This window comes from Marinicrinis lubricantis (genome assembly GCF_042658665.1).
GTDB classification, from domain to species: domain Bacteria; phylum Bacillota; class Bacilli; order Paenibacillales; family KCTC-33676; genus Marinicrinis; species Marinicrinis lubricantis.
Genome location: NZ_JBHSQV010000157.1, coordinates 1 through 12012, shown reverse-complemented (window position 1 = coordinate 12012; position 12012 = coordinate 1). Strand labels below are relative to the sequence as shown.

Annotated in this window: 12 protein-coding genes; 7 read left to right on the top strand and 5 right to left on the bottom strand. The window is 49.6% G+C overall.

Annotated elements, in window-relative coordinates:
- Window positions 1–126: 126 nt before the first annotated feature.
- A complete protein-coding gene (locus tag ACFPXP_RS12660; RefSeq protein WP_379894607.1) occupies window positions 127–294 on the bottom strand; it encodes a hypothetical protein in 168 nt (55 codons plus the stop codon).
- Between the two features lie 296 nt (window positions 295–590).
- Between ACFPXP_RS12660 and ACFPXP_RS12655 the strand changes: the two genes are divergently transcribed.
- The 3 genes from ACFPXP_RS12655 (at window position 591) to ACFPXP_RS12645 (ending at window position 3169) form a co-directional block, all read left to right on the top strand.
- Window positions 591–1550, top strand: a complete 960-nt coding sequence (locus ACFPXP_RS12655) for a TIGR01212 family radical SAM protein (RefSeq protein ID WP_379894606.1) — start codon at window positions 591–593, stop codon at window positions 1548–1550.
- Window positions 1551–1564: 14 nt separating this feature from the next.
- Window positions 1565–2140 carry a class I SAM-dependent methyltransferase gene (locus ACFPXP_RS12650; protein ID WP_379894605.1) on the top strand — a complete coding sequence of 192 codons (576 nt, stop codon included), beginning with the start codon at window positions 1565–1567 and terminating at the stop codon, window positions 2138–2140.
- A 63-nt stretch (window positions 2141–2203) separates the two neighbouring features.
- Entirely contained in the window at window positions 2204–3169 is a 966-nt protein-coding gene (locus ACFPXP_RS12645; protein ID WP_379894604.1) for a type I phosphomannose isomerase catalytic subunit, read from the top strand.
- A 120-nt stretch (window positions 3170–3289) separates the two neighbouring features.
- Here ACFPXP_RS12645 and ACFPXP_RS12640 read toward each other — a convergent pair whose 3' ends face one another.
- From ACFPXP_RS12640 to ACFPXP_RS12630, 3 genes are all read right to left on the bottom strand, one after another.
- Window positions 3290–5050: a B12-binding domain-containing radical SAM protein gene (locus ACFPXP_RS12640; protein ID WP_379894602.1), complete on the bottom strand. Its 1761-nt coding sequence runs from the start codon at window positions 5048–5050 to the stop codon at window positions 3290–3292.
- A gap of 126 nt (window positions 5051–5176) precedes the next feature.
- On the bottom strand, window positions 5177–5920 hold the full coding sequence (locus tag ACFPXP_RS12635; protein WP_379894601.1) for a hypothetical protein: 744 nt from the start codon (window positions 5918–5920) through the stop codon (window positions 5177–5179).
- The gene (locus tag ACFPXP_RS12630; protein WP_379894600.1) at window positions 5910–6500 is read right to left on the bottom strand and encodes an RNA polymerase sigma factor; all 591 of its coding nucleotides are present in this window, start codon (window positions 6498–6500) and stop codon (window positions 5910–5912) included. The genes ACFPXP_RS12635 and ACFPXP_RS12630 overlap by 11 nt, the downstream gene beginning before the upstream one ends.
- A gap of 193 nt (window positions 6501–6693) precedes the next feature.
- Here ACFPXP_RS12630 and ACFPXP_RS12625 point away from each other — a divergent pair, with 193 nt between their 5' ends.
- From ACFPXP_RS12625 to ACFPXP_RS12615, 3 genes are read left to right on the top strand one after another with little or no spacing between them, the layout of a single operon-like run.
- The gene (locus ACFPXP_RS12625) at window positions 6694–7869 is read left to right on the top strand and encodes a COG1470 family protein (protein ID WP_379894599.1); all 1176 of its coding nucleotides are present in this window, start codon (window positions 6694–6696) and stop codon (window positions 7867–7869) included.
- Window positions 7870–7875: 6 nt separating this feature from the next.
- Complete coding sequence (locus ACFPXP_RS12620; RefSeq protein ID WP_379894597.1) at window positions 7876–8847, top strand: ABC transporter ATP-binding protein; 972 nt, start codon at window positions 7876–7878, stop codon at window positions 8845–8847.
- Window positions 8819–9853 carry an ABC transporter permease gene (locus ACFPXP_RS12615; protein ID WP_379894596.1) on the top strand — a complete coding sequence of 345 codons (1035 nt, stop codon included), beginning with the start codon at window positions 8819–8821 and terminating at the stop codon, window positions 9851–9853. Before ACFPXP_RS12620 ends, ACFPXP_RS12615 begins: the two co-directional genes overlap by 29 nt.
- A gap of 168 nt (window positions 9854–10021) precedes the next feature.
- On the opposite strand, the gene ACFPXP_RS12610 is transcribed toward ACFPXP_RS12615, so the two are convergent.
- Window positions 10022–10222, bottom strand: coding sequence for a hypothetical protein (locus ACFPXP_RS12610; protein WP_379894595.1), 201 nt, complete (start codon window positions 10220–10222; stop codon window positions 10022–10024).
- Window positions 10223–10456: 234 nt separating this feature from the next.
- Here ACFPXP_RS12610 and rlmD point away from each other — a divergent pair, with 234 nt between their 5' ends.
- Complete coding sequence (gene rlmD / locus ACFPXP_RS12605; protein ID WP_379894594.1) at window positions 10457–11848, top strand: 23S rRNA (uracil(1939)-C(5))-methyltransferase RlmD; 1392 nt, start codon at window positions 10457–10459, stop codon at window positions 11846–11848.
- Window positions 11849–12012: the final 164 nt, after the last annotated feature.

The following is a 12012-nucleotide window of genomic DNA, read 5'->3' as shown; positions in this document are numbered from 1 at the left end:
TTCCAGAACTCTCCAATATTTTGGAACTGCTTCATTAGGCGGACAAGAAGGCGTATATCCTTGATCCTTCTTTGGCGAATTAAAAAAGGGATGCCTTATGCAGGCACCCCTATAACCTTAACTACCTTAATGCAGTGCAGTTTGATCCAACTGCTCCATTAATTTCTTCGTTGCTGCCCGCTTCAGCTGAGGCTCTCCATTAAAACGGACACCGGTTAAAGCAATCGCTTCCTTGACGGTCAGCTCAATCGTAATTTTCTCATCGCCTTTTGGCACTTTCACTTGAGAATTCATATCCATCACCTCTCGTAATTCATATTGGAATCTTTCCCTAATGACAAAGAAACTATGAACGTAACTACGATGGATAAACTGTTTTTCACAGTTATAATATAACATGTCATGTAATATTTTTCAATGGATTCATGCGAAAAAAATAATAATACAATCCATTTCATAAATGATCTATATACCGAATTTGTAACTACTAGTCTTGATTAAAGCTGCCCACTCCACTCCCTTTCCGACCACTTTTTTGGTACAATAAGTCTGGTCGTGAATTCACTCTATATAAAGGAGACTTTTGCTTCATGGAAAGCAGACAGCAAGCCGTTTGTGATTCTCCACTGCTGTGGGGGGACAAACGATTTCATACATGGAACTACGAAATGAAACAGCAATTTGGCGAGAAGGTGTTCAAGGTCATGCTCGACGCAGGGTTCACCTGTCCGAATCGTGACGGCACCATCGCAGCGGGCGGATGCACATTTTGCAGTGCAAGAGGCTCCGGAGACTTTGCCGGCAGAAGGCGGGACGATCTCGTAACGCAGTTCAACGAGGTGCGGGACCGGCAGCATCAAAAATGGCCGAACGCCAAATATATCGGATACTTCCAGGCATACACGAATACGTACGCGCCTGTAGAAACGCTCCGGGAATATTATGAGGTTATTCTAGAGCAGCCGAACGTCGTCGGTCTATCCATCGCGACAAGACCGGACTGCCTGCCCGATGATGTCGTCGAATATTTAGCGGAGCTGAACGAAAGAACTTACCTCTGGGTTGAGCTCGGGCTGCAGACCATTCACGAGTCTACCTCGACGCTCATCAATCGCGCCCACGATACACAGTGCTATTATGATGCGGTGGAAAAGCTGCGCAAGCACAATATCCGCGTCTGCTCGCACATTATATACGGTTTGCCGGGTGAGACGCCGGATATGATGCTGGAAACCGGTCGCGCTGTATCCAAGATGGACGTGCAGGGGATTAAAATCCACCTGCTTCACTTGATGAGAAAGACGCCGATGGTTCGTCAATGGAAGGAAGGATTGCTCGAATTTATGGAGATGGATGACTATATTAAGCTCGTCGTCGACACACTCGAATTTCTTCCACCCGAGATGATCGTTCATCGCCTGACAGGTGATGCTCCTCGCGACCTGCTGATCGGCCCGATGTGGAGCCTGAACAAATGGGAAGTGCTCAACGCCTTCGACCGCGAACTGAAGGAGCGGAACAGCTGGCAGGGCAAGCATTGGAAGGCTTAGGGGGCGTAAAGTGAATGGGTTTTGTATCTGTCCTGAGTTTCGCTCAGCAGCTGGTCAGAAAGGCCGTCTCTTTCGGTGACGCTGTCATTGACGGCACGTCCGGCAACGGAGTCGATACGTTATTTCTGGCCGAGCTGGTAGGTCCCCGAGGTCATGTTTTTGCATTCGATATACAAAAGCAGGCGATCGAATCTACGGCTAGTAGGCTGGAGCAAGCCGGGGTGCTGGACGAGCGAATGCATCTGCTGCACACATCTCACGCCGATATGAACGAAGCCATCGGGTCCAACTGGCATGGCAGAATCAAAGCGGCGATGTTCAATTTCGGCTATTTGCCGGGAGCGGATACGTCCGTCATTACCCAGACCGATACATCCATCCGAGCATTGGAATCGGCACTCGAACTCCTATGCAAGAATGGAGTCATTACGGCCATCCTCTACCCCGGTCACACTGGCGGTGATACAGAAGCGGAAGCCATAGAAGCGTGGGCTGCCGCCCTTCGTGCGGATCAGGCACAAGCTATATGCTATCGTATGCTGAATTCATCCAGAACTTCTCCTTACATGATTGCCCTTCAGAAGAGGTAGCCTGTCACTCATGGACCTGTTCATCAGGTCATGAAAATATATAGAAATAGGAGAGAAGAGACGATGAAACCTTACCCTCTTAAATTTCAAGCGGAATTTAAAGAACGTGTATGGGGAGGAAGAGCCCTAGAACAATTTGGTTTCGAACTCCCTGATGGTCACATTGGCGAAGCTTGGGTCATCGGAGATCACGCCCACGGAACGACCAAGGTCGTTAACGGAGATTTAGCCGGAAAAGGGCTGGATGAGGTGAGAGAAGCCTTTGGATCTGAATGGTTCGGGCCAAAAGGAAGCCAGACCAAGAATGGTAAATTCCCGCTGCTGATCAAGCTGCTCGATTGTCAGGATGACCTGTCTGTGCAGGTGCACCCGGATGATCATTACGAGAAGCTGGCTGAAGGCGAATTAGGTAAAACGGAAATGTGGTACATTCTGGATGCAAAGCCAGGCGCAAAAATTATATACGGCTTAAAAGAACATGTAGATCGGGCTGCTTTCGCTCAGGCGATTGAAGAAGGCCGAATTATGGATTGTCTGCAGGAGGTTGAGGCGAAGACTGGGGATACGTTCTATATCCCTGCCGGTACCGTTCACGCTCTAAAAGCCGGTGTGTTGGTCGCCGAAATTCAACAAAACTCAGATACCACGTATCGAGTTTACGACTATGATCGTCCTGGGCTCGACGGAAAGCCTCGTGAGCTGCATATTGAAGACTCATTACATGTAACGAAATACGGGGACTCGGGAGCAAGCCGCAAAACAACAGATATCGATGCTCCTCATCATTGGCTCAATTTAGCGGAGTCACCATACTTCATTACAGATAAAGCGATTGTGGACGGCCGCTGGGAGCAAAGCACAACACAGGACAGCTTCGTGATTCTCATTGTCTGCGAAGGGGAAGGTCAGATTCATGGGGGCGGAGAATCGCTGCCGCTGAAGCGCGGCGAAGCTCTGCTGCTGCCGGCGAATCTCGGAGCTTATGTGTTGGAAGGCAAAATGACCGTGCTTCGCAGCTATTTGCCTTAAAAGCCAGCCTGACGATCCATTGATGACCCCCAATTTTATATCTTCTTATTCTATTGAAACAAGCCAGCCGAACATATCCTCGGCTGGCTTGTTTATATGCACTAGAATATGGGCATCCCTCTACACCGCGATTTGCTCTTCCTCCGGGACCGTGAACACAAGAGGCTGGTCTCCCTGCAGCTGATAGCAGACCAGCAGCAAGGTCGAGCGAGTAGAATCGAAACGTCCGGTCTCCTGATACGTCTTCCAGTCGAAAGGCAGCCGCTCGATCATCGCATGCTTGTGCAGATCCTTCTCCCCAAGCCCCAGCTCGGCAAATGCAGGCGATACCCGTTCAGGCTGTTCGGCAATGCTTCTTAACAGCTCGCTGTGCTTCTGCTTGTCCAGCCGTTCTTCCCACCATACCTTGCGCGGCTTGTACTTATGGTTCATGAAATAATCAAGCTTCATTAAGCCGCGAATGCCCTCGAAGTGATTCGTTCTCCGGCTTGTCAGAAATTGCTCAAGCCGAGTAAACAAATCCTCCAGCTGATGGCCGATCCGCTGCCAGCCTCTGCTCTCCCAGAAATCGCCGAACTCCTGGAAAAAATCAAACGGAGATGAAAATTCATGCTCCACCAAATACTCCATGGTGCGATCGAGACGATGCGCATTCCAGTATTTCTCCAGCACGTCCTCCACTCTTTTGATGCGAACGATATCGGAGAACGGCAGCAGTTCATTGCCCAAAATTTCATATGGAGCGTGATCCATATAAATATATCCGTATTTATCGGCATCGTTTCGCAGACCGGTCCCGCGCAGCATCTTCAAAAATCCGAGCTGCAGCTCTTCCGGGCGGAGTGCGAATACGTCATTGAAGGTCTTTTTGAAGGAATCATAATCCTCCTCTGGAAGACCCGCAATTAAATCAAGATGCTGATCGATTTTACCGCTGTTCTTGATCGTCGTCACCGTGCGGGAAAGCTTCTTGAAGTTTTGTCTGCGCTTGATCAGCTCATTCGTCGTGTCGTTCGTGGATTGAACGCCGATTTCAAAACGGAATATTCCCGGGGGTGCATTCTCTGCAAGAAAATCCAACACTTCCGGCCGCATAATATCAGCGGTAATTTCAAACTGGAACACACAGCCGCCGTGATTTTTAATCAGAAAATCGAAAATTTCCAGCGCATAATCCCTTTTAATATTGAATGTCCGATCCACGAACTTAATGAGCTTCGCTCCGGATTCAATCAAATAGAGAAGCTCCCGCTTCGTCCGCTCAATGTCGAAATAGCGAACACCCACTTCGATACTGGACAAGCAAAATTGGCAGCTGAACGGACATCCTCTGCTCGTCTCAAAATACACGACGCGGTTAGCCAGCGAGGGTAGATCCTCCTTGAAGCGATGTGGTGACGGAATATCGTCCAGCACCAGCTTCGGACGGCCCGGCATCAAAATGATTTCCTCGTCTTTGCGGTATGCGAGCCCATAGACGAAATGATATTTCTGCGTCGTGCTGATTTCCTGAAGCAGCTGATGGAACGTCTCCTCGCCCTCACCCATGACGATGAAGTCCACTTGCGGCAGCTTCCTCATCCATTCTTCCGTGTCATAGGAAACCTCCGGACCGCCGAACACGATCTTCAGCTCTGGCTTGATCTTCTTCAGCATGCCGGCAACCTTAATCGTCTCCGCAATGTTCCATATATAACAGGAGAAGCCGATCACATCCGGATTCTTCTCAAACAAATCCGACACGATGTTCATCGCCGGATCCTTGATGGTGTATTCCGCCATTTCAATCTCGAAATCCTTCTCACAAAACGATTTCAAATAGCGAATTGCGAGCGACATATGAATATATTTTGCGTTTAATGCTGCGACAACGACTTTCATGCTTTAACCCCACATCTTTATATTAATCCTCATTAGGCGAGGTGCGAGACACTTGTATGGCTCAATGTACTATTTTACATGAAAGGCTGCCGTGTTCCAAACGAAACCTTTGCCAACTAAGTATTCTTAAGGCCTAAGTTCTACCGTCATCAAGCCGTCTGAGGGCGGATCGGTAACTCCTTCCGGTACGAAGCTGATGAACAGCCGCTTCATCCTCGCAAGCTCCAACTGCTGCAGCCGTAAGTAACCGACTCCTGCACTTTCGCTCCATACAATAATGCCTCCGTTCACCGGCGTTTCGTCTTCATCTATAATCCACAGCTGGTAGTCCCCGCTCATCGCCGATGGCTTTCCCTCCAACCAAACAAGCATCTCCCTTTCCGGCTTATTCACTACAAAATAACTGCTCAGTTCTCCGCTTGTTGCGCTGTATAGCTCGCTGTTCGGATCAGCGAAAATATGCTCCAATCCGGCCATAGGCTTGCTATTTGAAACTATAAGCTGATCTTTAAGTTGCGCAGCATTCTCGGATGACGTATTCGAATAAATGGCAATCACGAGCATCATGACGGCTGCGGTTCCGGCAACCGTGGAGATCGCCCTGCGTTTCTTTCTTTTCGATAATTGAAGATGATGCGGTTCCGTCCATAATGATTTCTGCAGCCGGCGCTTCAGGGTATCAGACGGAAGAGCATCTTGAGGGACGGTTCCGAGGGTATCCTGCCAATCTCTCAAGGCTTGTGAACAAGATCGGCACTGCGCTAGGTGCATTTCCAAATGCAACTGCGCACTCTCATCTATGCTGCCGAGAACGTAATCTACGATCATCTGTTCATCCGGACACGGCCAAATTCGTTGTTCATCTATCATGCTCTCGTACACCTCCTCCTGAATCAAACCAGCCTCGCTGTTCTAACTGTTTCTTCATATTTCGAAGTCCGTAACGTATCCATGATTTCACCGTACCGAGCGGCTGCCTCATCTCCTCTGACAATTCCCGGTGCGTTCGCTCCTCAAAATAAGCTTCATATACGGCCCGGCGCTGCACCTCCGGGATCGACTGCATCGCATGGGCAAGCTCTTGCTTTTCCAGATGAAAAAGCGCCTGTTCCTCTATATTTCGTTCGGATCCCTTCACTTCCGGTTCTACCGACGCATGGGCAATCACCCGCTGCCTTTTACGAACACGGTCTAAAGCACGTGATTTCGTCCTAACGGCCACCCAGGATTTTAAGCTCCCGCGGCTGGGATCATACTGATCCCATTTTCCAATCAGTTCCATGACGACATCATGGCAAATATCCTCCGCTTCCATCGGGTCGTGAACGATACTTAAGGCTATTCGATACATGAACGGTATATGGCATTCGTAAAAATGCTCAAAGGCTTCATGGGAACCGCGCATCATCCGCAAAATCAGCTCCAAGTCGTCCTCCCTTTCCACGCTCATCTCCCCCCAAGCTGTTGGTTATATTTCATTCATACCACGATTCACAGCGCGCGTAATCTCCACTCTGCCTTTTTTTATTTTGCTTTAAGGAAATTTTTATCTAGTTTTAAGTTTTTGGGCGTCTCGGTATAAATCCAAATTCATTATCAATACGTACAACATACGAATTTAGATTTAGAGGAGGGTCTTTTCCATGAAGTTCAAAGTACAAACGAGGAGATTTTGGTCCAAATGGATGATCATCGCGTGCGTGGGAGCGATCATGCTCTGTATGAGCACAAGCGTCCAGACCGTCAAGGCAGCAGAAGGCGTCACCTTGTTCACGCCTTATACCGACATCTCGGTCGTTCCTGGTGAGACCATTGATTATTCATTGCAGGTCATTAACAACACGGACACGGTTCAGACGGTGCCGCTGACGGTATCCGGACTTCCGCAGGATTGGAGCTATGAATTCAGCTCAGGCGGATGGAGCGTCAGGGAAATTTCAGTTCTACCTGAACAGGAAGTCACTGTCAATATGGATGTAGAAGTTCCACTGCAAATCGATAAAGGCAATTACATGTTTGAAGTTAGAGCAGGATCGGCAGCTCAGCTTCCCCTAACGGTGCGTATTTCCGAACAAGGCACATATAAGTCGGAACTGAATGTAGACCAAACCAATATGGAAGGTCTCGCGGATTCGACGTTTACGTTTGACGGTGAGCTGCGCAACCGTACAGCGGAAGAGCAAGTATACGCTTTATCGGCAAAAGCGCCTGCCGGATGGGAAGTGCAGTTTACGACGAACAGCGATCGCGTCACCTCGGTAAGCATTGAGCCGAACCAAACGGCTTCGATTAACATCTCCGTGCGTCCGCCCGCTCAGGTGGCGGCAGGAACGTACACTATTCCTGTGAGCGCATCCACCAGTTCAACCTCTGCGAATGTCGAGCTGGAAGTGGTGATAACAGGAACATACGGCTTGGAATTGACGACGCCTGACGGTCTGCTCAGCACAGAGGTTCAAGCAGGAAAGTCGAAAAGCCTTGATCTGGTCGTTCGAAATACCGGGTCTACAGAATTAACCGACGTCCAGCTCAGCGATTCTTCTCCTGTCGACTGGGAGGTTGAATTCGAGCCGGCAGCGATCGAATCGATACCTGCGGGAGAAAGCGTCCGAGTAACGGCGAAAATCACCTCAAGCGATCAAGCCATTGCCGGTGACTATGTTTCTCAAATAACAGCCTCCACGGCAGAGGCAACCGATTCCGCTGAATTCAGAGTAGCTGTCAAAACTTCGATGCTCTGGGGATGGATAGGCATCCTGATCATTATTGCGGCATTAGGATGCGTATATTACTTATTCCGGAAATACGGAAGGAGGTAAGGTACGTTGCAATCACCCGTAATTGATATCCGCAATTTAACGAAGGTCTATGGCCATTACACCGCTGTAAACCAGCTGAATCTAACGATCCAGCAGGGGGAAATTTTCGGACTGCTTGGACCGAACGGAGCGGGTAAGTCAACGACGATCTTAATGCTGCTTGGTCTGACGGAGCCAACCTCCGGATCTGCGGTCGTGTGCGGCATGGATCCGACCCGCTACCCTGTGAAGGTCAAGCAGAAAGTCGGGTACCTGCCGGATGACGTTGGTTTCTATGAGGACCGGACAGGGCTGGAAAATTTGCTGTACACCGCTTATCTGAACGGCATTCCTCCGAAGGAAGCACGTGACCGTGCAGAAAAGCTGCTGAAACGAGTCGATCTTGAATCTGCAGCCCACAACAAAACGGGCCAGTATTCGAGAGGAATGCGCCAGCGACTTGGGCTTGCGGATGTGCTCATGAAGGATCCCGAGGTCATCATTCTGGATGAGCCGACGCTAGGTATTGACCCCAAAGGGGTTCAAGAACTGCTGCAGTTTATCGGACAGCTAAGCCGCGAGGATGGACTTACGGTGCTGCTTTCGTCCCACCACCTGCATCAGGTACAGCAAATCTGTGATCGCGTTGGCATATTCGTTAAGGGCAAGCTGCTGGCCGCAGGCGATATCGGGACGCTGTCCCGCACGCTGTTCAGCAAAGAGGATATTCGGATCGAGGCGCATACTTCTCCGCTAAGTAGGGAGACTGCCGAGGAACTTGCCCAGATTGAAGCTGTCAAAAGACACGAAAGCCGGGAAGACGGAACCACGATCTTCTATTGCGAAGAAGATGTTTCGAGCCGTATTGCGGAAACGATCATCCGATCTGGAAGCTCTCTGTACAGCCTAGTTAAGAAACAGTACGGATTGGATGAAATTTATCATCGTTATTTCTCAGGAGGTGACTCCCATGATGAGCTTCCGGGTCAACCTGCGTAACTCATGGTCGCGGCTTGAGGCGCTTTGGCGCAATCGGCAGGAGCAGCGTCTAGGCAGAGGACCCCATCCTTTCTGGGCCATGGTGTCTAAGGAAGCAGCTGACCATATTCGAAGCTGGAGATTCAATATTTTGCTCATTCTCGTTGCATTAACGTGTTTGGCTTCCCTATACAGCGCACTGGAGCAGTTTCATGCGAACGCAGGCAGCGAAGAGCTGGACAGCAGCTTCGTATTTCTGCAGCTGTTTACCCTTTCGGATGGTACCCTCCCGTCGTTTATTACATTCATCGGCTTTCTCGGGCCGCTGCTTGGCATCGGGATGGGATTCGATGCGATCAATGCAGAGCAGAACAAAGGAACCTTAAGCCGGATACTGGCACAGCCGGTTCATCGGGATTATATTATCAACGCCAAGTTCACCGCGTCCTTGATCGTCGTTGGCATCATGTTCTTCGCCCTAACGATGATCGTAGCCGGCGCAGGCATCATTACGCTAGGGATTCCCCCTACTCCAAGCGAATTTTGGCGTATTCTTTTCTTTGTTCTGCTTACCGTATGTTACATTGCTTTTTGGCTCAATTTATCGATTCTGTTTTCCGTCCGCTTCAAGCAAGCGGCAACGAGCGCATTGTGTGCAATGGCCGTGTGGATTTTCTTCAGTGTCTTTTATGATCTGGTGATGAGACTGGTCAGCAGATGGCTGGCTCCTTCCACGAATGCTAGCGTCGATGAACTTGTCTCCTATCAGGAGTGGATGCAAAATCTTATGCGTATCTCTCCGAACCAGCTGTATTCAGAGGGTACCACAACCTTGCTAATGCCTTCTGTCCGAAGCCTGGGACCGCTGACCGTCGAACAAGTATACGGGGCTATCCCGAGCCCGCTTTCTCTTGGGCAGAGCCTGCTGCTGGTTTGGCCTCAGATCACGGGTCTGGCTGCCTTAACCATTGTGTGCTTCGCTATTTCATACGTGCTGTTCATGAGAAAAGAGGTACGCGCAAGATAAACGAGGGCTGTTCCGTATGTAAGTGTGAATATAGGTTGTGGCATGTAAAATGGATGGATGAAAGGTTTTGATTTGGGGGTAACGCCTCGCGAAGACATTCATAAAAGCCGCACAAGCTGTACCTTTACTACCTGAGTTATAGGTCAGCCTGTGCGGCATTCCTTTTGCTTACACATAATTCGGTTCAAAGGACGCCTCGTGCTTGGATTCAAGAAGGCTAACTCTCCACGCTTCGGCCTCCTCAAGCATCCGCTGATCCGCTAAATCCAACTTGGATTGGAGCTGATCTCGATCCGCGATCTCCTGCTGTAATGAAGTGAACAATTGTTTACGCTCCTCTGCCCATTTAGCGGTTTTGTACAAAATCATGATTTGGTTCTCCCTTCAGGTAATGTGATGACCTTAACTTCATTTTACAAACGAAGTATTATATGAAGATCAAGGCATGGTTAATGCACGGTTAAATCTATTTTGATCAAAATTTGTAGAAATTATTTATAAGCATTTCCATTTTTTCGCCCCGTGCCGCTGTTTCGTTTTTACTCCTGCTTCATGGTATAGTGTTAGGAGTGGAAGTCGTATGAACGGAGTGTGAATGAAAGAATGGCAAAACAAGCTGCCAAGCCAGAAGCCGAACGTGTACAAGTCGGCACGCGTTTTAAGCTGGACATCCGAAAAATTGGGATTAATGGCGAAGGCATTGGATATTATAAGCGGAAAACCGTATTTGTCCCCGGCGCATTGCCTGGAGAAACGGCGGAAGTTGAAGCGAATCGCGTGTTCCCCAACTATATTCAAGGCAAGTTAATCCGCGTTACAAAAAAATCAAAGGATCGTGCTGTCCCCCCTTGTCCCGTCTATGATCAGTGCGGCGGCTGCCAGCTGCAGCATATGAGCTATGAAGCCCAGCTGCGGGCGAAGGAAGAGATCGTCCGCGAATCATTCGCGAGATATACGGGACTAAACGAGCTGCCGATGCTTCCGATCTTCGGCATGGAGGATCCGTGGAAATATCGCAACAAAGCGCAAATGCAGGTCGGTCATCAAAAAGGAAAAATGATCACCGGTCTATATGCGCCGGGAAGCCACCAGCTTGTTGACCTGTCCGGCTGTCCGATCCATCATCCGGCAGTGAACCGTGTCATCGCACAGGTCAAGCAAATTGCCGAGCGATTTAAGATTCCTGTGTACCAAGAAAGAAAACGAACAGGAACCCTACGGAATATCGTGGTGAGATGCGGCTTTGCCTCTGAGGATCTGCAGCTGACGCTGGTAACAGCTGGGCGCGATCTGCCGCAAAAGAAGGAGCTCATCGCTGCGGTCACGAGAGAGATCCCGCAGGTGACGAGTATCTCCCAAAATATTAATCCGCACAAAACATCGCTAATCTTCGGAGATGAGACGCTGCATCTGTGGGGCAAGGAAACGATGGAAGAACGGCTGGGTGAGCTGCGCTACGAGCTGTCACCGCGCGCATTCTTTCAGCTGAATCCGGAGCAGACGCTGAAGCTGTATGATGAAGTGAAGCGGGCCGCTGCTTTAACAGGCAAAGAAGAAGTGATGGATTTGTATTGCGGGACAGGTACGATTGCACTGTGGCTGGCGCCGCATGCGAAGAAGGTCTTCGGGATTGAAATGATTCCCGAAGCGATCGAGGATGCGAAGCAGAATGCGAAAAACAATGGCATAACTAACGCGGAATTTATGGTGGGCAAGGCCGAGCAACTGCTGCCGCAGCGTATCCAAAAAGGCGAACGCCCCGACGTCATCGTCGTCGATCCGCCTCGCACCGGTTGTGACGACAAGCTGCTGAAAGCGGTCATTCAAGCGAAGCCGAAGCGGTTCGTGTACGTATCCTGCAACCCATCCACCCTGGCAAAGGATTGCAAGGTGCTGCTGGATAACGGCTTCCGCATCGAATGGATCCGCCCAGTAGACATGTTTCCGCAGACGGCGCATGTGGAGTGCTGTTCACTATTCGTTCGGAATGATTAATTTATAAGATAAAATGGTGTCATCACCCTTCTTCTCGGATCAAGTCCAAATTCGTGTGTAAATTCCCTCAGCTAGATGGGGCTACATAATGCGAGTCACTTTGGCATCGGATTTTGGCCGATCCTTGCGCCATTCCATGTACTCGGTCATGTCGAGATACTTCT

Bases quoted from the DNA above. Each gene is read 5' to 3' on its own strand.
- ACFPXP_RS12655 (WP_379894606.1), top strand. From the start codon at position 591: ATGGAAAGCAGACAGCAAGCCGTTTGTGATTCTCCACTGCTGTGGGGG.
- ACFPXP_RS12610 (WP_379894595.1), bottom strand. From the start codon at position 10,222: ATGATTTTGTACAAAACCGCTAAATGGGCAGAGGAGCGTAAACAATTG.
- ACFPXP_RS12630 (WP_379894600.1), bottom strand. From the start codon at position 6,500: ATGAGCGTGGAAAGGGAGGACGACTTGGAGCTGATTTTGCGGATGATG.
- ACFPXP_RS12650 (WP_379894605.1), top strand. From the start codon at position 1,565: ATGGGTTTTGTATCTGTCCTGAGTTTCGCTCAGCAGCTGGTCAGAAAG.
- rlmD (WP_379894594.1), top strand. From the start codon at position 10,457: ATGGCAAAACAAGCTGCCAAGCCAGAAGCCGAACGTGTACAAGTCGGC.
- ACFPXP_RS12660 (WP_379894607.1), bottom strand. From the start codon at position 294: ATGAATTCTCAAGTGAAAGTGCCAAAAGGCGATGAGAAAATTACGATT.
- ACFPXP_RS12640 (WP_379894602.1), bottom strand. From the start codon at position 5,050: ATGAAAGTCGTTGTCGCAGCATTAAACGCAAAATATATTCATATGTCG.
- ACFPXP_RS12615 (WP_379894596.1), top strand. From the start codon at position 8,819: ATGATGAGCTTCCGGGTCAACCTGCGTAACTCATGGTCGCGGCTTGAG.
- ACFPXP_RS12645 (WP_379894604.1), top strand. From the start codon at position 2,204: ATGAAACCTTACCCTCTTAAATTTCAAGCGGAATTTAAAGAACGTGTA.
- ACFPXP_RS12635 (WP_379894601.1), bottom strand. From the start codon at position 5,920: ATGATAGATGAACAACGAATTTGGCCGTGTCCGGATGAACAGATGATC.
- ACFPXP_RS12625 (WP_379894599.1), top strand. From the start codon at position 6,694: ATGAAGTTCAAAGTACAAACGAGGAGATTTTGGTCCAAATGGATGATC.